Here is a 20,373-nt window from a genome sequence, read left to right as displayed (position 1 = left end):
CGTCATTCAGGTAGGTTGCCGCATCCAGGCACACAGGTTCTCCAGCATCTGACTACAGCTCTGAAGTTGATCGATGGCGACAAATTCATCCGCTTTGTGGCCCTGATCCATACTGCCGGGACCACAGACCATAGTGGCCACTCCGGCCTCATCAAACAATCCGCCTTCGGTGCCGTAGGGAACAGTGCTGGCCTCATTACAGCCGCTCCATTCCATCACCCAGCGGGCAATATCGGACTGCGGATCGGTATACAGCCCTGGATACCGGCTGATTGGTGTGAACTGAATGGCGGTTTCTGGCGATACTGCCTGCATCTGCGGCAGCAAACTATGCTGCGCATAATGGCTAATCGCCTCAATGGTGTCATCGGCAGACTGGTCCGGGAGATGACGCAATTCAAAGTCAAAACTGCACTCCGCTGGCACGATATTCAAGGCGCTGCCGCCACGTATCACCCCAGTTTGCAAGGTACTGTAGGCCGGAGCAAAACGGCTGTCCTGATGGCTGCTGAGCTGCTGCGACAGATCCCCCATATAGGCAATCAGCCGGCTAGCGTACTCAATGGCATTCACGCCCTGTGGCGCATAGGCGGAATGACACGCATATCCCTTCACCTGACAGCGCATCGCCACCTTTCCTTTATGGCCGAACACCGGACGCATCTCTGTGGGTTCACCGATGATACACAGCGCCGGTTTTTGCGGGTGACTGTTCAACATCTCTATCAGACTACGCACCCCGAGACAGCCCACTTCCTCATCATACGAAAAGGCCAGATGCAGAGGCATACGCAGTGGCTGTTGCAGAAATGCCGGTAGCGCCGCCAGCACACAGGCGAGGAAACCCTTCATATCCGCAGCGCCGCGACCGTAGTAGCGCCCCTGTTGCTCCGTCAGAGCAAACGGCTCCACAGTCCACGCTTGTCCGTCTACCGGTACCACATCGGTATGCCCAGAGAGCATCACGCCACCGGCCTGCTCAGGCCCCAACCACGCATGCAGGTTGGCTTTGGTGCCCTCGGGGTTATAAATCAGCTGATGGCTGATCCCAAGGGTAGATAGGTAATCAGCCACCTCACTGATCAGCGCCAAATTCGATTCCCGGCTGGTGGTATCAAAGGCCAGCAGCCGCGCCAGCCAGTTGCGTGCATTATCGGTCATCACCCGGTACCCCATAGCCCGGGGCCAGTGACGGATTGATCGCCCGCAGAATGTAATCGTCCATCTGTGGCTGATAACTGTCCCATAACCCACTCAGTACTCCAATAGGATCATCCTCAGCCCAGTCCACCCGCAGGTCAACGATTGGCCACACCAGATCACCCACCACTTTCAGTGCCGCCGAATGTACCGGTCCGGCTTCCCCTCCGGCGGCAATACCGGCCTGCATCGCGGCAATCAGCCGTGCTGCCAACTGACCGCTACTCTGCTCAAAAGCGGTGACCATCGATTCAATCACCCGCGTATCCGCCAGCATATTACCGGCGACCACACACTCTTTCCCCGCCAGCGCATGGTAGATCCCCAGGGTTTTACTGCCACTGAAGAAAGCGGTATTTCCCTGCGCATCAATCGCGGTCACCTGACGGTATTCGCTGTAGCCCTGACTGAATAAAATCTCATCAATACCCTGACGGGGGGCTGCGCCTTTCTCAAGCTGGCTGAGGATCTCTGGCCCCAGTGCCGGCAGGGTAATATTTTGGCTTGATACCGCGCCGACACCTGCCCGTAACCACGGACAGCGGGCGCCGACAGCAATACTGGAAGAACTGATGGCAATGCCTAACTGCCCGGTTTCCGGGCAACGTGCTGCAATAGAAAATGTCATTGTTTCTCCTCAAATTAAGCCGTCGTGTCCTGATCGGGGATCACCGCAATCACATCAATTTCCATCAGCCATTGTGGCTGTGCCAATGCCGATACCACCAGCCCAGTAGAGATAGGAAACACCCCTTTTAGCCATTTACCCACTTCTTGGTAGACCGGCTCACGGTAGCGGGGATCGGTCAGGTAGGTAGTGGTTTTGACAATATGGGACAGTTCACTGCCCGCTTCTTCAAGGAGCTGTTTCACATTTTTCATCGCCTGTTCCGCCTGTGCCCGCGGATCTCCTAGACCTACTAGGTTCCCCTCAAAATCGGTGCCGACCTGACCGCGTACATACACGGTATTGCCCGCTCTGACCGCTTGGCAGAGATCATTATCCAGCGTCTGATTCGGGTAGGTCTCTTTGGTATTGAACATACGAATCCGGGTATGGGTCGGTGTACTCATCGGGGTGTCCTTCCTTCAGTCAGTCATGGGTAAGCGGCTTACAACAGCCTTCTTTTACGAGTGACATCATCGCTACAGCTAAGCAACAGAGAAATTATTTTTTTTATACTGACTGCCTAGCTAAAAACTTATTAAGTTTTTTCTGAAGCAGGGGAGACGAAAACTACCGAGCGGAAAGGCAGGGGCCACGCCCTGCCCCTAAATTCAGAAGCGGAGTGACAGGCAGGTTAGGCTGCCATCCATTTTTTTAAATTCGCTGGTATCGATCTCAATAATCGGCATACCGATTTGCTGCAGTTTCGCCAAGGTCTGCGGATAGCCCTCTGGAGTGATCAGCGTCCCGTTTATCAGCAGGGTATTACCGGCGTAAGCTTCACTGTCAGGGATGACTATCCGCTGGTAGCCTGCAAACACCGGCAGATCATGGTAGGTAGCGGTCAGTAGCAGGGTATTGTTACCGATATAATTGACGACGCTTTTCAAATGTAAGCCCGCCGGGACCGTGACTTCACTGACCTGATAGCCAAAAGGCGTCACTGCTTGACGGAACTCATCAATACCGGCCTGATCAGTACGGGCAGTCAGACCGATAAAAAACTGACGTCCTGCCAGCAGCACATCACCACCGTCGAGGTGGCCGCCGCCCTGCATCCGATAGAGCGGCCGATACTTCTCCAGTTCTGCGGCCAAGGAAATCTCTTCCCCCTGACGGCTTTTAGCCCCTGGGTGGGTAATAATCGCCAGTTCCGGGATCACCACTGCCGGATCTTCAACAAAATGCGCATCGGGAAACTCTGGTTCCGCAGGCAAAATTGTCACCCTCAGGTTCAGTTCTAATAAAATTTCGATATAACGGAAGAATTGCTGTCGCGTCTGCAGGCTGTCCGGCTCCCCGGCAGTTGCCGTGGTTTCGCCATTGGCGCAGTTCAGAGAGGGTAACCGGGTAATAACCTGAGTGAAATCCATAACATCTCCTGTTCCGGAGACGCTTTCTCTCCGGCCTTAACCGTGATTAACGTTGCGAGGGAGTTCCCCGTAATACAACAAAGCCGCAGGCGAAGTGCCTGCGGCTTGAAACTTCTCCAGCAGCTTTAGCTACGAGTTTGCTGCAACACTCCCTTACTGCTGTATTGGCGGCGATGCACCAGCAGACCGGACAGTACCACAAGCACGGCCAGGATGCCCGTCGCGATAATTTCGCTGCGATGATCCGGCATAAACAACATAGCACAGAGAATACCGACGATAACCACGATGATGGCGTAGGTCAGACCCGGGAACAGCCACATTTTGTAGTCCGGTGACTCCCCGCGAGCTTCCATACGTTTACGCATCACTAAATGAGACAGCGCAATCACCAAGTAGACCAGTAACGCAATGGCTCCAGAACTGGCAAGCAGGAAATCAAACACCGCCGCAGGGGCAAAGTAGTTGGCAAATACCGCCAGGAATGCGGCAGCGGTAGACAGTAATACCGCCGCCCATGGGGTACCGCTACCACTGGTTTTCCCTGCTACTGCTGGCGCATCTTTACGTTTTGCCAGTGAGTAGAGCATACGAGAAGAGGTATAAAGTGCCGAGTTCAGGCAGCTACAAACCGCCGTCAGAACCACAATGTCTACAATCAGACGGGCATGCGGGATACCGATCAGTTCCAGCACTGTCTGATAAGATCCTTTATTGGCCAGGTCCGGGGTATTCCACGGCACCAGCGAGACGATAAACAGGATCGACAGCAGATAGAACAGCGAGATACGCCAGATCACCGAGTTAGTGGCACGAGAGATTTCACGACCTGGGTTTTTCGACTCTGCCGCCGCAATGGTCACAATTTCGGTACCCATAAACGAGAACATGGTGGTCAGTACTGCTGCCAACACTGCACCAAAACCGTGAGGCATAAAGCCACCGGTATCGTACAGGTGCGACATGCCACTGACTTTACTGCTTGGGATCAGACCGAAGATAGCGATACACCCCACCACCAGGAATGCCACAATGGCGACCACTTTCACCAGCGCCAGCCAGAACTCAAATTCACCGTAATGTTTAACGCTGAACAGGTTACTGGCGGTCAGTAATAGGGTGATAACCAAGGTAAACTCCCAGATGGCGACCTGCGGAAACCAGCTGTTGAGGATGGTGGCGGCAGCATTGGCCTCTAGGGGGATAACCAGTACCCAGAACCACCAGTACAGCCAACCGATGGTAAAACCAGCCCAGCGACCGAGGGCCTTCTGTGCATAGGTTGAAAATGAACCTGAATCAGGGGTGCTAACGGCCATTTCAGCCAGCATCCGCATAATCATAACCACCAGACCGCCCGCGATCAGGTAGGCGATCAGTACTGCCGGGCCAGCTTCGGCAATCGCATGCCCTGACCCGACGAATAAGCCAGCACCGATCACTCCAGCAATGGAGAGCATACGGATATGGCGGGATTTCAGCCCCGGAGATAAAGTGTCTGTACCAGAAGAAGTCACGCTCATGAATTCCCTCATAATAGTTTTTTGTCGGAGTCACCTCTGTGGACGGTGCCCCGCGGTTGATCGGGAAGTGATGCTTATCACTCCGGGGAGGAACGATCCCCGGAGCCTATTATCCAGAACGTCTGTTAGGCAGCGTGCTGTTTCAGTGCTTGCACCAGAATGGTCAATCCCTGACGGAACTGCTCAGTCGGGATAGTCAGCGGGTACAGGAAACGGATAACGTTACCTTTCTGACCACAGGTCAGCAGTAACAGCCCCGCAGCCATGGCCGTGGACTGCACCTGACGAGCAACATCCGCACTGCTCAGTTCTAGCGCGACCATGGAGCCGAGTCCACGGATTTCGCTGATAGCCGGACAGGCAGTTTGCACCTCTTGCAGGCAACTTACCAGCTCGCTACCCAGTTGCTGTGAACGCTGACACAGTTGCTCTTCTTCGATAACGTCCAGTACCGCGTGTGACGCAGCGATAGACAGCGGGTTACCCGCGTAAGTACCACCCAGTCCGCCTGGGTTTGGCGCATCCATCACCTCTGCACGGCCACAGACCGCGGATAACGGGAAACCACCGGCCAAGCTCTTCGCCATGGTGATGATGTCAGGCTTAACATCATAATTTTCCATAGCAAACAACTTACCGGTACGGCCAAATCCGGTTTGCACTTCATCGGCAATTAACAGAATACCGTGTTTGTCGGCCAGCTCACGCAGCGCACGCATAAACGCCGGTGGCGTGACGCGGAAGCCGCCTTCACCCTGTACCGGCTCCAGTACGATCGCGGCCACATTATGCGGGGCGATATCACAATGGAACAGATCATCAAGGCTGTTCAGTGCCTGTTCCACAGAAACGGTTTTCTCGTCAGGGAAACGGGCGTGGAACACAGACGGGACCATCGGGCCAAAGTCCTGCTTGTAAGGGGCCACTTTGCCGGTCATCGCCATGGTCATCATAGTACGGCCATGGAAAGAGGCATTGAAGGTGATCACACCGTGACGGTTGGTGTAGCTGCGGGCGATTTTCACCGCATTTTCTACCGCTTCAGCACCGGTTGAGAAGAAAGCCGTTTTAGCCGGACCTTCCACTGGCGCACGCGCATTGATGCGCTCAGCCAGCGAGATATAACTCTCGTAAGGCACCACTTGGAACGCAGTATGGGTAAACTTATCCAGCTGTTCTTTTACCGCCGCAACCACTTTCGGATGACGGTGGCCGGTGTTCAGTACCGCGATACCGCCGGCAAAATCGATGACATCACGGCCTTCGGTGTCGGTCAGGGTCGCATTTTCAGCTTTGCTGGCATACCAGTCGCACATCACGGCATTGCCACGTGGCAGAGCGTTTTGCTTGCGTTGGTTCAGGGAGTTTGTTGCGTCACTCATGGTGTATCTGCCTCGTTAATCTGATGGTTCTTTTCTTGTGATAAAACTCCATTTATTTATCCTGCCAATTAGGGTAGTTTCTAGTGCCATTTACTATCTAAATGAAGGTACCAATTGCGAACACTTTACGCGGATCACCTGTTGGAGCGCCTGCAATTCGACAGTCACGGGAAACTGCATCAGCGGCTGTTACGGGCATTACAGCAGGCCATAATTGATGGGGTTTTTCCCCCAGAGACACGTTTGCCGTCAACCCGCGACCTGGCGAAAGAGCTAGGAGTGTCCCGTAATACCGTCTTGAATGCCTACGACAGCCTGCTGGCGGAGGGCTATGTCACCTCGCGTACCGGCAGCGGCACTAGGGTGGCAAAAACCCTGCCGGAGTTCTGCCTAAACAGCGCCTTGCCAGATGGGCTGACCGCTGGTGAGCAGCAACTGCCCCCTAGTCTCTCCTCGCGGGGCGCGGCGTTGCTCGGCTATGCCACCGCCTCCCCTTTTCAATGGGGGGCCTTTGTCGCTGGCGCGCCGGATGTGACCGCCTTCCCCCATAAAACCCTGAGTAAGATCCAAGCCAAACTGAGTCAACAACCGGACCCAGTACAGCTGATTTACAGTAACGAGGGAGGATGTCGTTATCTGCGTCAGGCTCTGGCGGAATACCTGCGCGTTGCGCGTTCGATACGTGCCGATGCGGATCAGATCATCATTACTGAAGGGATCCACCAGGCAGTCGATCTGGTGTCGCGGGTTCTTTGTGATCAATCTGATCCGGTATGGATTGAAGAGCCCGGCTATTGGGGAACTCGAAATTTACTGCGGATGAATGGACTGGATGTCCATGCGGTACCGGTCGATGATCAAGGTATCATCCCTGAAATTAGCGCCCGTCGACCTGCCCCAAAACTGGTGTTTGTCACGCCATCGCACCAATATCCGCTGGGGGGACATCTCAGCCTCAGTCGTCGACAAACGCTGCTGGCCATGGCCCGCCGTCATCGCTTTTGGATAGTTGAGGATGACTATGACAGTGAGTTTCGTTTCTCTGGCAGTCCCTATCCCTCTCTTCAAGGATTAGAGGAGGATGCGCCGGTACTCTATATGGGCACCTTCAGTAAAACCCTCTACCCGGCGCTGCGTATCGGCTATTTGGTGGTGCCGAAAAACTTACAAGCACCGCTGCGCACCGCGGCGGCCGAGTTGTACCGTGGCGGCCACCTGCTGATGCAGCGCACGGTGTCTGAGTTTATCAGTCAAGGCCACTATGCCGCCCATATTCGTCGTATGCGGCTGTTGTATAACCAACGGCGCAAATTTCTACTGGGTCTGATCCAGCGCTATCTGGGAGAGGCGTTTATGCCCCCCTATCAGCATGATGCGGGGTTACATCTGGTGATGACCTTACCGGATAAAAGTGATGATGTGGCGATTGCCCGCGATGCTCTGCGCAAAGGAGTCAGTGTCCGGCCATTATCGCAATATTATATGCATCGTCAGAAAAAGCGGGGATTACTACTAGGATATGCCTGCGTAGATGAAAAACAGATCTTTACGGCGTTTAACTTATTACGTCAGTGCCTGATCAATGCCGGACTGTGCCGGCTGCGCCCGGCAAACGGGTCAGACAGTTAAAAAAGCCCTGTCAATGACAGGGCCTATTTCAGCGATTAACGGCGGTTGCGCCATACGGTCTGAATGTTACAGAATTCATGTAAACCGAAGTGGTTCAGCTCACGGCCGTAGCCGCTTTTCTTCACCCCACCGATGGTGACACGTGGGTCAGATGCACCGTAACCGTTGATAAACACTGCTCCGGTTTCCAGGGTCGCCGCAAAGTGATCGGCTACCGCTTCGTCAGCCGTCCATACCGTGGCGCTCAGACCAAACTCACTGTTGTTCGCCAATTCCAGCGCGTGGTCCGCATCTTTGGCGGTGATCAGTGCTGCGACCGGGCCAAAGATCTCTTGGCGGAAAACCGTCATTGATTCCGTTACATCGGCCAAGATAGTCGGTGCGTAGTAGTTACCTACACCTTCCACTTTCTCAGCACCGCACACCAGACGGGCCCCCTGCTGAAGACTTTCTTGAACCTGATTGTGCAGTTCGTCACGCAGATCATAACGTGCCATCGGCCCCAGGTAGTTAGCTTCGTCCAGCGGATCACCCATTTTCAGGGCCTTAACGGCGGCAGTGAAGCGAGCTTCGAATTCTTCCGCAATGGAGGCTTCGATAATGAAACGTTTCGCCGCCATGCACACCTGTCCGGTGTTCTGGTAACGACCGACTACTGCCGCTTTAACCGCTTCGTCGAGGTTAGCATCGGCCAACACGATGAAAGGATCGGAGCCGCCCAGTTCCAGTACGGTTTTCTTCAGTGCCGCTCCCGCCTGGGTCGCAATCGCCGCCCCGGCACGGACACTACCGGTCACAGCCACTGCCGCCACACGTGGGTCTTTAATCAACGTAGAAACACCGTCGTTATCCACGTTCAACAACTCAAACGTGCCTGCTGGGAAACCAACAGAATCCATCACATCGCGCATCAGGGTGGCACAGCCCATCACATTAGGCGCATGTTTCAGGATATAGGTGTTACCCGCCAGCAGCATACCTGCAGCACCGCGCAGCACTTGCCAGTACGGGAAGTTCCACGGCATCACCGCAAGGATAATGCCCAGTGGACGGAATTCCTGCCACGCCTGCTGGTTTTCAACCTGGGTCGGCTGAGCGGCTAGAACCGCTGGGCCATGCTCGGCATACCAGTCACAGACCTGAGCACATTTGTTCACTTCGCCGCGGGCCTGAGCAATAGGTTTACCCATTTCTAGGGTCATCATTTCCGCCAGTTCTTGGCAACGCTCACGCAGGGTTTCTGCCAGTTTACGCAGCACCGCCACACGGGTCTCCATGCTGCTGAGACGCCATTCGCTTAACGCTGTCGCACTGCGTTGCAGGCTGGCTTCGATGTCGGCGTCATTCTGGAAAGGATAACGGGCTATTTCTTCACCGGTGGTGGGGTTCAGGGATAATGCATAATCGGTCATAACAGATCCTTACGGCGTTCATTTTCTCGGGAATGCTGACACCATACGCCCTGTTATTACTGTTTGAAAATGAATATTTATAAAGAAGTTGATGATGAATTAAGAATAACTTTACGGCCGCAGACTGTGCCGAAACCGCCCTTTATGGCAGCAGAAAAAAGCGTGGCCGAGGAGAAATACTCCCCCGGCCAGCACGTCGATATGGCCTTAAGGAATGGTCGGTGGGGGCCGTGAGACCGGTGTCTCCTGCTCAGCCTCAGTACTTTCCGCCGCATCTGAATGCGGTTCTGACAGGCTGTCACCGTGGCCAGCCTGTTGAGCTTCACTCGGCTCTCCGTCAGCAGGGGATTCCGCTGCCGGGAACTCCTCGTCAGTATTGACCATGCTATTCTGGATATCCTCTTCATCCAAGGTTGGGTTCAAGGCCGCCGTTAGCGGCGAACTCACCAGACCATCGGTCAGCGGCACGTGCGGTACCTGATTATCACGCATCGCTTTCGGTACCGGACTTCTGAACCAAGTCAGCGCAATGATCATCGCCCCACAGAGTGCAAAAAACAGGTACAGCATATTGCCGCCCAGTGGCTGCATCACCGCACCGACCAATAACGGGCCGATACTGGCACCGATGCCGTAGGACATCAGCAGACAGGCAGTCAGGGAGACACGACGCTCTGCCACAATGCGATCATTGGCCATCGCCACCGCCAGCGGATAAAGCGCAAACTGCATCATGCTGACCACGAAGGAAATTCCGATAATGGCAGCAAAACTAAGGTGCTTCATAAACGCCAGCGGCAGCGAAGCCAGCGCAAACAGGATCACCGCAAAGTAGAGCAGGCGGCTACGCTGATAACGGTCTGATAACCAGCTCAGCGGGAACTGCACCACCAGCCCGGCAAATATGGTGGCCGCCATAAACACACCGGTCTGTGAGGTGGATAAGCCCATCTGACTTGCATAGACCGGGGCCATCCCGTAGAAGGCACCGATCACCATGCCAACCACTAGGATAATCACCAAAATTTTCGGGATATTTTTCAGAAAGTAACCCAGTTCCAGCGGTGCCGGTGACATCGGCTGCACTTTGGTTCGGGTAGTCAGCGCTATCGGTACCAGGCAGAGAGCAAAACAGAGTGCCACGATCAGTAACGGCACCATGCCAAAACCCGTTTCCACGGTCAGGATAATCTGCCCTGCCGACAATCCGAGATAGGTCGCCACCATATATAGCCCAAAAATCACGCCGCGCTGATCAGACTCTGCCTGATCGTTCAGCCAGCTTTCCAGCACCATATACTGACTCATCATGCATAGACCGATGATAAAGCGCAGCACAATCCACACCGGCACATAGTCGGTCAGGCCGTGACCGATCACCGAAGCGGTAATGATACCAGCACAGGCCACATAAGCTCGGATATGACCAACACGGGCAATCAGGTTGTGACCAACCTTGCCGCCAACCACCAGTCCGATATAGTTCGCTGCGGTAATAAGACCAATCAGCGTGCCACTCACCTGCTCATGCGCCAGACGCAATGAAACATAGGTCGTCAGCAGGCCGGATCCCAGCAGCATCAGCAATGTGGTGGTGTACAACGGCAGAAAGGTACTGAGGATTTTTTGCATTACATCTCCCTGATGCAGTTCACAGGACAGGCAACACAGGAAACCGTAAGAAACGGGGCCGAATGGCCCCGCTGTGGGAGACGACCGACGTTATCGATGTCGGGTCAATGCTCCTCAGAGGTGAGGAAAATTGATGTGATTTCCCGGCGCTTCCCGGTGCAAATGGATAAAGTTCAGATGGCGTTCATATTGATCAAGGATATCAATGATCACCTGCTCCTTACTGTAGTCCATTAAATCGTTACCCTGGCTACCTTCCAGTAAAAAAGTTTCCAGACGATAGTAGCTCGACTTACCGCTGCGTGCACGATAAGTAAATCCTGGGATCGAGTATTTCTGCGGCCAGATTTCATAGACAAAGTTCTGCTCTTCACCCAAGTTCACCGTCAGGGCCAGATGGCCAAGGGTTTCATCCCCTTCCGGTGGCAAGCTTTCAGAGACCACCTGCGCACCGCGCAACTCCAGCTCTTTGGCCACTTCCTGCATCGCAGGGAAGCAGGTATTGTCCAACATTTCCTGGGTATAACGCGCTCCCGGATAGTTCATCAGACGGGACAGACGCTTTTTCCAGCTACGACGGTCATTGGCAGAGGCCAGATACGGCGCGGTATCACGGCTGGCACTGACACGACGGTAATCTTCCACTTTCAGGGACTTATACAGGCCTGCCATCACAAAGAAGATCACGAAGCTGAACGGCAGTCCCATAATCACCGTGGTACTTTGCAGCGCGGAAATCCCGTTAGCCATCAACATGCCCAGGGTCAGTACCCCGATCACGACGGACCAGAAGATACGGATCCAGTTCGGTGCATCGCTGTTAATGTCTTTCAGGCGCGAGGTAAAGTTACCCAGAACCAGTGCCCCGGAGTCCGCAGAGGTCACATAGAACAGCAAACCGGTAATGGTGGCTACCGACGCACTGAAGGTGAAGCCAGGATACTGTGCCAGTAGGTTATAGAAACCGCGCTCTGGGTGCTGCAGCACGTCCTGAGCAAAAGCAACGTTACCGTGAATGATCTCGTAGAGTGCCGCATTCCCGAACACCGACAACCATAACAGGGTGAAGGTAAAAGGAATGATCAGGGTCCCGAGCACGAATTCACGGATGGTACGTCCACGAGAGATACGTGCCAAGAACAGGCCGACAAACGGCGACCAAGCAACCCACCAGGCCCAGAAGAACAGCGTCCAGTTGTTCATCCATTGGGTCGGACGGTCAAAAGCAAAGGTGTCCAGAGTCATGCCCATAAAACGGTTAATGTAGTCACCGACATTCAGTACCAGTGCATTTAACAGGAAACTGGTGTGACCGAAGCACAGCACGAAGACGATCAGCCCCAGTGCCAGCAGCACGTTCAGTTCCGACAGGAAACGGATACCTTTATCCACCCCAGAAGTCACCGAGATAGTGGCGATCACTACCGACAGCACGATCAGCGCCGCTTTAGTTCCCAAACTGTCTGGAATATGGAACAAGACGTTAAGACCATAGTTCAGCTGTACCACACCGATACCCAGGGTGGTAGCAATACCAAAGATGGTTCCCACCACCGCGGCGATATCTACCGTGTGACCAATAGGTCCGTTGACCCGCTTACCGAAGATTGGATAAAGCGCGGAACGGATGGTCAGTGGCAAGTTATAGCGGTAGCTAAAGTAGCCCAGCGCAATCCCCATCAGGGCATACATTGACCAACCGGTCACACCGTAGTGGAACAGCGTCCAGACCATCGCCTGACGGGCGGCTTCCAGCGTCTGGCCACTGCCCTGCGGCGGCTGCATATACTGCGTTACCGGTTCGGCGACCGAGAAGAACATCAGGTCGATACCGATACCGGCGGCGAACAGCATCGCGGCCCAGCTCATCAGGCTAAATTCAGGTTTCGAGTGTTCGGGTCCTAATTTGATGGCACCATAACGGGAGGTTGCCATATACAAGACAAATACGATGTATAGCGTGGCTGCCAGCATGTAGTACCAGCCGAAGGTCGCCGATACCCAGTCTACGGCGGATTGGATAATTCTTGCAGATGCGTCACTGAAGAAAAATGTCATCAGGGAAAACAACAAAATCAGCCCAGCGGAGGTGTAAAACACCACAGGGTTGATTTTGTCTTTTTCACTCGCAGGCGGATTGCTCATGAGTTACCTCGGGTTAACTTAACGATGGAAACAATAGCAGTAGGAAGCCTTTCCCACTGATACCTCCGGTGGCGTCTTTGATAACTTCTCACCAGGGACTACTGTTTTTAGAACATAAAGCATTCCTTTGCCAGCTAACACAGCCGCCTTCCGTAGCAATAATTCCTTGCTGCATTCCCTTAAGCATAACAATTTTCTTTTTTATATTGAACAATCAATCAAAAAAAGTTTTAATATGGTCTATCATTAAGTTGGGAGTTAACAGTATGCCCAAAGTTGGTATGCAACCCATTCGGCGGCGTCAGTTGATCGATGCCACCCTGCAGACGATTAACGAAGTTGGCCTGCATTACGCCACCATTGCGCAAATCGCCAAACGCGCCGGCGTATCTACCGGCATCATCAGTCATTACTTTGGTGATAAGAACGGATTGCTGGAAGCCACGATGCGTGACATCACCACGCAGTTACGTATCGCGATTTTAGAACGGCTACGGCAAGTTCCTGAACAGAAGACGGCGGCACGCCTGTCGGCGATTGTTGACGGTAACTTCGATGACACGCAGGTACACAGTGCCGCAATGAAGGCCTGGCTGGATTTCTGGGCCAGCAGCATGCATCAACCCATGCTGAACCGGCTGCAGGTTGCCAGCAGCCGCCGGCTACTCTCAACACTGGTTGCCGAATTTCGCCGTGAACTGCCGAGGGATAAGGCACGCACTGCAGGCTATGGATTAGCCGCCCTGATTGATGGCATCTGGTTACGCGCCGCATTGAGCGGTAAGCCGTTTAACCAGCAGATTGCTAAACAACTCACGGCCCAATTTATCCGCCAACAGCTGGCGGAAACAACATTAACTGACGGAGAATAAACGATGTCACGATTCGCAGAACAGTTGCTGTATATCAACGGTGCCTATGTACCTGCCCGCAGCGGCTCGACGTTTCAGACGGTAAACCCCGCCAACGGTGAAGTGCTGGCCGATGTTCATGAAGCCGGCCAAGAAGACGTGGATCTGGCGGTCGCCGCTGCCCGCGAAGGACAAAAAGCCTGGGCGGCACTGACCCCCGTTGAACGCGCCCGTATCCTGCGTAAAGCCGTCGATATTCTTCGTGAGCGTAATGATGAGCTGGCAGCCCTGGAAACCCTGGACACCGGTAAACCGCTAAGCGAAACCGAAGCCGTTGATATCGTCACCGGGACCGATGTGCTGGAATACTATGCCGGTCTGGCGACCACGCTGGAAGGGATCCAGATCCCACTGCGTGACACCTCTTTTGCCTATACCCGCCGTGAACCCTTAGGCGTGGTCGCGGCTATCGGTGCTTGGAACTACCCGATCCAGATCGCCCTGTGGAAATCGGCACCGGCACTGGCAGCAGGTAACGCCATGATCTTTAAACCGAGCGAAGTCACGCCGCTGACCGCGCTGAAACTGGCGGAAATCTATACCGAAGCCGGTGTCCCGGCAGGCGTATTTAACGTTCTGCCAGGTACCGGTCCAGTGACCGGTCAGGCGCTGACCGAACACCCTGGCATTGATAAAGTCTCCTTTACCGGTGGCGTCGTCAGCGGCCGTAAAGTGATGGCCAATGCGGCAGGATCTACCCTTAAAGAAGTGACCATGGAACTGGGCGGCAAATCACCGCTGGTTATCTGTGATGACGCCGACCTGGATCTGGCGGCGGATATCGCCATGATGGCCAACTTCTACAGCTCCGGTCAGGTCTGCACCAACGGTACCCGTGTGTTCGTCCCTGCCGCCCTGAAAGCTGAGTTTGAGCAGAAGGTCCTAGAGCGTGTTGCCCGCATTAAAGCCGGTAACCCGCAGGATCCGGCCACTAACTTTGGCCCATTGGTCAGCTTTGCCCATCGCGATAACGTAATGCGCTTTATACGTTCTGGCATTGAAGGTGGCGCGAAACTGCTGTGTGGCGGTGACACCCTGTCCGGTGCTGACTTTGATCACGGCGCCTGGGTGGCACCTACCGTATTTAGCGATTGCACCGATGATATGGAAATTGTCCGCGAAGAAATTTTCGGACCGGTGATGTCCATTCTGAGTTATCAGAGTGAAGAAGAAGTGATCCGTCGTGCTAACGACACTGATTTTGGCTTGGCGGCCGGCGTAGTAACCCCTTCGCTGAACCGCGCACACCGCATTATCCACCAGTTGGAAGCCGGAATTTGCTGGATCAATACCTGGGGAGAGTCTCCGGCTGAGATGCCGGTTGGCGGCTACAAGCATTCAGGGATTGGCCGTGAGAATGGCCAAATGACACTGCAAAGTTATACCCGGGTGAAATCTGTTCAGGTCGAACTGGAAACCTTCCAGTCGGTATTTTAAGCATCCAACCTGAGGAATAATGATGGAATTTGATTATATTGTAATCGGTGCCGGCTCGGCCGGTAACGTACTGGCGACCCGCCTGACCGAAGATAAAGACGTAAAAGTCCTGCTGCTGGAAGCCGGCGGCCCGGACTACCGCGCGGATTTCCGTACCCAGATGCCTGCGGCACTGGCCTATCCGCTGCAGGGTAAGCGCTATAACTGGGCCTATGAAACCGACCCCGAGCCGCATATGAACAACCGCCGCATGGAGTGTGGCCGTGGTAAAGGTCTGGGCGGCTCGTCGCTGATCAACGGTATGTGTTACATCCGTGGTAACGCCATGGATCTGGATAACTGGGCGAAAGCACCAGGTCTTGAAAACTGGACCTATTCAGACTGTCTGCCTTATTACCGTAAAGCGGAAACCCGCGATATCGGTGCCAACGACTACCATGGTGGTGATGGCCCGGTCAGCGTAGCTACGCCGAAAGAAGGTAAAAACCTGTTATTTGATGTGATGGTCGAAGCCGGTGTTCAGGCAGGTTATCCGCGCACCGATGACCTGAACGGTTATCAGCAGGAAGGTTTTGGCCCGATGGATCGTACCGTTACCAAAAACGGTCGTCGTTCCAGTACTGCCCGTGGTTACCTGGACCAGGCCAAATCACGCAGTAATCTGACTATTGTGACCCATGCGGCCACCGACCGGATTCTGTTCGAAGGTAAGCGTGCCGTCGGTGTGGAATACCTGCAGGGTGACAGCAAAACGCCGATTCGTGCCACCGCACGGAAAGAAGTGTTGCTGTCTGCCGGGGCGATCGCCTCGCCACAGATCCTGCAACGTTCAGGAGTTGGTCCAGCGGCACTGCTGCAGAAATTCAACATCCCTGTGGTCCATGACCTGCCGGGTGTCGGTGAAAACCTGCAAGACCACTTAGAAATGTACCTGCAGTACGAGTGTAAAGAACCGATCTCTCTGTATCCGGCCCTGAAGTGGTGGAACCAGCCGAAAATTGGCGCAGAGTGGATGTTTAACGGCACCGGTATCGGCGCTAGCAACCAGTTCGAAGCGGGCGGTTTTATCCGTAGCCGTGAAGAGTTCGAGTGGCCAAACATTCAGTACCATTTCTTGCCAGTAGCGATTAACTATAACGGGACTAATGCTATCGAAGCACACGGTTTCCAGTGTCACGTCGGCTCCATGCGCTCACCGAGCCGTGGCCGTGTACAGCTGAAATCCCGTGACCCTCATGAGCATCCGTCGATCCTGTTCAACTATATGTCTCATGACCAGGACTGGCAGGAGTTCCGTGACTGTATCCGCCTGACCCGTGAGATCATCAACCAGCCAGCGCTGGATAAGTATCGCGGTGAAGAGCTGAGCCCAGGCATGGATTGCCAGAGCGATGAGCAGCTGGATGAGTTCGTACGTACCCACGCAGAAACCGCCTACCACCCTTGTGGTACCTGCAAAATGGGTAACGATGAGATGGCCGTTGTGGATGCAGAAGGTCGCGTACATGGTCTGGAGAGCCTGCGCGTGGTAGATGCGTCCATTATGCCGGAAATCATTACCGGTAACCTAAACGCCACCACCATCATGATCGGTGAGAAAATGGCCGATGTGATCCGTGGCCGTCAGCCGCTGCCACGCAGTACCGCGCCATACTATGTGGCCGGTGACGCGCCAGCCCGTACCGAGCCGATGCGTAAATAATCGCTATAGATCTTCTCAAGGGCAGCTTTCGCTGCCCTTTTTTTATAGATTTTTCTCTGCCCTATCCCTCGCCACCTGCCCTGACTGGCTTTTCCTGACATATCTGTTTACATCCCTTTACCTGATCCTAAAAAAATATATAATGCGAATGATCATGATAACAATTCTCATTAGCGTATAGCAGTAAGGGCTACACTTCGTGAAAAAACAACATACCATTGCGCCGTCTTTCCCCGTGTCCAGTTCTCTGTCAGTATTCGCCAGTCTCTGTGTCGGCTTATCGACACCGGCAATCGCTGCCGTGACCACCACCGCCCCGCAGCAGAGCACCGCGACACCCAAAACGGCCGATACAGCCGCGCCCACCTTGGTGGTTAACGGTACGCTACCGTCCTTGTATGTGCCACAGCTGCTTGCTGATCCCAAATTTAACCAACCACTGGCCGATACCACCCGCACTGTCACGGTGGTGCCGGAAAAAGTGATACAGGAACAGCATGCCACTACCCTCACCGATGCCTTGAAAAACGTCGCCGGTGCAGGGGCCTTCTTTGCTGGTGAAAATGGCAGTACCTCTACCGGCGATGCCATTTATATGCGCGGTGTCGATACCTCTAACAGTATTTATCTGGACGGTATCCGCGATCTGAGCTCCACCAGCCGTGATACTTTCAACACCGAAAGTGTTGAAGTGATCAAAGGTCCTTCCGGCTCTGACTATGGACGCAGCGCCCCGTCCGGCTCGATCAACCGTATCTCTAAGCAGCCGGGCCTTTATACTGGCATCGACGGGTCACTCAGTTATGGTAGTGGCTCGCAGCGCCGTGTCACCGCCGACTATAACCAGATGATTAGCGATAACAGTGCCTTTCGTATCAACTTGATGGGCGATAAGGGCAATACCCCAGGCCGCGATCGTATCGGCCATGAAAAATACGGTATTGCGCCGTCATTGGCCTTTGGTCTGGATACACCGACCCGACTGTTTCTGAATTATGAACACCTACACCAGCACAGCACCCCAGATGGTGGCATCCCGACCGTTGGCCTGCCTGGCTACAGTGCCCCGGCTGGCTTTGAAGCACTGAATCATAGCGGTAAGGTCAACACCCATAATTATTATGGTACCGATTCCGATTTTGATGACTCCACCAGTGACACCGCCACCCTGCGCTTTGAGCATGATTTCTCAGATAACACGACAATACGGAACACCACCCGCTGGTCAGAAACTCGACAGAAATACCTGCTGACGGCGATCATGGGCGGTAATAGCCAAATCAATACCCAAGGTTCCAGCGACCCGGGGGACTGGACGTGGTCGCGGCTGATCAATACCAAAGATGTGGTCAATAAAATCGTCACTAACCAGACTAACCTGACCTCGCGTTTTGATACCGGCCCCGTCAGCCACGATATCAGTACCGGTATCGAACTGACCCATGAGACCCAGACCAGCTATGGCCTCAAGTCACTGACGGCACCGGCGGTGAACATTTATCATCCAGACAGTGATCTGTCGATTAGCGGCCTGACCCGTAGCGGTGCGAATGCTAACGGTAGTACCGACACTTTAGGCATTTACGCTTTCGATACCCTGACCCTAACACCGAAGTTTGAACTGAACGGTGGCGTGCGCCTCGATAATTATCACACCACCTACGACTCTGCCACCGCCTGCGGCGGTACTGGGCGAGGGGCTATTAGCTGTCCCGCAGGCGTAGCGACCGGCACCCCGGTAACCACCGTAGACACGGCCAAATCCGGTACCCTGTTTAACTGGAAAGCCGGTGCCCTCTATCGCTTGACCCCACAGGGTAATCTATATGTGAACTACGGCGTGTCACAACAGCCGCCGGGGGGCAGTAACTTCCAGCTGGCACAGAGTGGCAGCGGCAACAGTGCCAACCGCACCGATTTCCAGCCACAGAAGGCCTCTAACGCTGAAGTGGGCACCAAGTGGAACCTGCTTAATGACAGGCTGCTATTGACCGCAGCCCTGTTCCGCACGGATATCCGTAATGAAGTGACACAAGATGCCACCACCCTCAATTATGTGCAGACCGGCCGTAAAGTAGTCCAGGGCTATGAACTGACCGCCAGCGGTAATATCACTGATAAATGGCAACTGATGCTGGGTTATACCTTGCAGAACGCCAGCGTGAAATCCGGGACGACGGTTAGCAACGACGGCTCTTCAGCCCTCAGCTATACCCCGAAACATGCCTTTACCAGTTGGACCACCTATCAGCTGACCGAGCGACTGCTCGCCGGTGCTGGGGCACGTTATATTGGCAGCATGCATCGCGGGTCTGATGGTGCCGTCGGTACCCCGAACAAAACCGACAATTACTGGGTAGCCGATGCCATGGCCGGTTACCGGGTGACCCAGAACCTCGACCTGCAACTGAATGTCTATAACCTATTTGATACCCACTACGTGGCGTCTATCAATAAAAGCGGCTATCGCTATTACCCAGGGGCGGAACGTAGCTGGATGCTGACCGCAAACGTCCATTTCTAATGCCTTACCCGCCACCTGTTGATCAGGTGGCGATTTCTAGGAACTAACATAATGATGCAAACTCTCTCCGGTCTGCTGACCCCGCAGGAAGTAAATTGGCTGCGGGAAAAATTGGCTAACTGTCCGTGGGTCGATGGTCGGGTGACCACCGGTCATCAAGGTGCCGCGGTAAAATCGAATATGCAGGTCGATACCCGCAGCGACGACTATCAGGCGCTACAGCAGTATCTGTCAGACAAGCTGAACAGCCATGCGCCGTTTTTCTCTGCCACCTTACCGGTCGGCCTGTCGGCTCCATTGTTTAACTGTTATCAGCAGGGCGGCAGCTATGGTTTTCATGTCGATGGCGCCGTGCGCCGCGAAGGCGATCAATGGCTGCGTGCCGATATCTCCGCCACCCTATTTCTATCAGAGCCGGACGAATACCAAGGCGGTGAACTGGTGATTAAAGACACCTATGGTGAGCACCGGGTAAAACTGCCTGCCGGAGATATGCTGCTTTATCCTTCCGGTAGCCTGCACGCTGTCACACCAGTGACCGCCGGTAGACGATTGGCCTCCTTTATGTGGATCCAATCGATGATCCGCGATGACAGGCAACGAGCAATGTTGATTTCACTGGATGATAATATCCGCCAGCTGAATCAAAATACGGGCGTACAAGAAGTCAGTGTGTCGCTACTACACCTCTACCACAATCTGCTGCGGGAATGGGCCCATAAATAATAGGGAATTACGTTGTCTGAAAAATGTCTGACCTGCCGCCGAATCACGAGCAACACTGTTGTCCCCCTGCGCTGCATGGTATGTTGTCGGTTTGTACCAGGCTATTCAGG

The 20,373-nt window shown here is 54.2% G+C and carries 15 protein-coding genes; 6 read left to right on the top strand and 9 right to left on the bottom strand.

The features are described from left to right. Positions 1-6: 6 nt before the first annotated feature. The 6 genes from argE to gabT form a co-directional block, all read right to left on the bottom strand. On the bottom strand, positions 7-1,161 hold the full coding sequence (gene argE, locus DW47_RS0101340) for an acetylornithine deacetylase (RefSeq protein ID WP_029684527.1): 1,155 nt from the start codon (positions 1,159-1,161) through the stop codon (positions 7-9). Beyond that, the gene (locus tag DW47_RS0101335) at positions 1,151-1,828 is read right to left on the bottom strand and encodes a DUF1028 domain-containing protein (protein WP_029684526.1); all 678 of its coding nucleotides are present in this window, start codon (positions 1,826-1,828) and stop codon (positions 1,151-1,153) included. Before DW47_RS0101335 ends, argE begins: the two co-directional genes overlap by 11 nt. Before the next feature lie 14 nt (positions 1,829-1,842). After that, a complete protein-coding gene (locus DW47_RS0101330; protein ID WP_029684525.1) occupies positions 1,843-2,274 on the bottom strand; it encodes a RidA family protein in 432 nt (143 codons plus the stop codon). A gap of 204 nt (positions 2,275-2,478) precedes the next feature. Then, positions 2,479-3,240: a dimethylarginine dimethylaminohydrolase family protein gene (locus DW47_RS0101325; protein WP_029684524.1), complete on the bottom strand. Its 762-nt coding sequence runs from the start codon at positions 3,238-3,240 to the stop codon at positions 2,479-2,481. A 125-nt stretch (positions 3,241-3,365) separates the two neighbouring features. Then, the gene (gene gabP / locus DW47_RS0101320) at positions 3,366-4,763 is read right to left on the bottom strand and encodes a GABA permease (protein ID WP_029684523.1); all 1,398 of its coding nucleotides are present in this window, start codon (positions 4,761-4,763) and stop codon (positions 3,366-3,368) included. Between the two features lie 125 nt (positions 4,764-4,888). Next, positions 4,889-6,145 carry a 4-aminobutyrate--2-oxoglutarate transaminase gene (gene gabT, locus DW47_RS0101315; RefSeq protein ID WP_029684522.1) on the bottom strand — a complete coding sequence of 419 codons (1,257 nt, stop codon included), beginning with the start codon at positions 6,143-6,145 and terminating at the stop codon, positions 4,889-4,891. Between the two features lie 114 nt (positions 6,146-6,259). Between gabT and pdxR the strand changes: the two genes are divergently transcribed. Continuing rightward, on the top strand, positions 6,260-7,774 hold the full coding sequence (gene pdxR / locus DW47_RS0101310; RefSeq protein ID WP_029684521.1) for a MocR-like pyridoxine biosynthesis transcription factor PdxR: 1,515 nt from the start codon (positions 6,260-6,262) through the stop codon (positions 7,772-7,774). 35 nt (positions 7,775-7,809) lie between these two features. On the opposite strand, the gene DW47_RS0101305 is transcribed toward pdxR, so the two are convergent. The 3 genes from DW47_RS0101305 to DW47_RS0101295 all read right to left on the bottom strand — a co-directional run bounded on the left by DW47_RS0101305 (position 7,810) and on the right by DW47_RS0101295 (position 12,963). After that, positions 7,810-9,186 carry an aldehyde dehydrogenase family protein gene (locus DW47_RS0101305; RefSeq protein ID WP_029684520.1) on the bottom strand — a complete coding sequence of 459 codons (1,377 nt, stop codon included), beginning with the start codon at positions 9,184-9,186 and terminating at the stop codon, positions 7,810-7,812. A 207-nt stretch (positions 9,187-9,393) separates the two neighbouring features. Further along, entirely contained in the window at positions 9,394-10,818 is a 1,425-nt protein-coding gene (locus DW47_RS0101300) for an MFS transporter (RefSeq protein WP_029684519.1), read from the bottom strand. Between the two features lie 114 nt (positions 10,819-10,932). Beyond that, positions 10,933-12,963 carry a choline transporter gene (locus tag DW47_RS0101295; RefSeq protein ID WP_029684518.1) on the bottom strand — a complete coding sequence of 677 codons (2,031 nt, stop codon included), beginning with the start codon at positions 12,961-12,963 and terminating at the stop codon, positions 10,933-10,935. Between the two features lie 266 nt (positions 12,964-13,229). Here DW47_RS0101295 and betI point away from each other — a divergent pair, with 266 nt between their 5' ends. The 5 genes from betI (at position 13,230) to DW47_RS0101270 (ending at position 20,263) form a co-directional block, all read left to right on the top strand. Then, entirely contained in the window at positions 13,230-13,835 is a 606-nt protein-coding gene (gene betI, locus DW47_RS0101290) for a transcriptional regulator BetI (protein ID WP_029684517.1), read from the top strand. A gap of 3 nt (positions 13,836-13,838) precedes the next feature. Then, complete coding sequence (betB, locus tag DW47_RS0101285; RefSeq protein ID WP_029684516.1) at positions 13,839-15,311, top strand: betaine-aldehyde dehydrogenase; 1,473 nt, start codon at positions 13,839-13,841, stop codon at positions 15,309-15,311. A 22-nt stretch (positions 15,312-15,333) separates the two neighbouring features. Beyond that, on the top strand, positions 15,334-17,013 hold the full coding sequence (gene betA / locus DW47_RS0101280; RefSeq protein WP_029684515.1) for a choline dehydrogenase: 1,680 nt from the start codon (positions 15,334-15,336) through the stop codon (positions 17,011-17,013). A 199-nt stretch (positions 17,014-17,212) separates the two neighbouring features. Further along, positions 17,213-19,537: a catecholate siderophore receptor Fiu gene (locus DW47_RS0101275; RefSeq protein ID WP_051150791.1), complete on the top strand. Its 2,325-nt coding sequence runs from the start codon at positions 17,213-17,215 to the stop codon at positions 19,535-19,537. Between the two features lie 51 nt (positions 19,538-19,588). Continuing rightward, positions 19,589-20,263, top strand: a complete 675-nt coding sequence (locus DW47_RS0101270) for a Fe2+-dependent dioxygenase (RefSeq protein ID WP_029684513.1) — start codon at positions 19,589-19,591, stop codon at positions 20,261-20,263. Positions 20,264-20,373: the final 110 nt, after the last annotated feature.

The organism is Tatumella saanichensis, from assembly GCF_000439375.1.
In the GTDB taxonomy this organism is placed as follows: domain Bacteria; phylum Pseudomonadota; class Gammaproteobacteria; order Enterobacterales; family Enterobacteriaceae; genus Tatumella; species Tatumella saanichensis.
The sequence above is the reverse complement of the archived record's forward strand: the minus strand, read 5'-3'. Positions and strand labels throughout refer to the sequence as shown.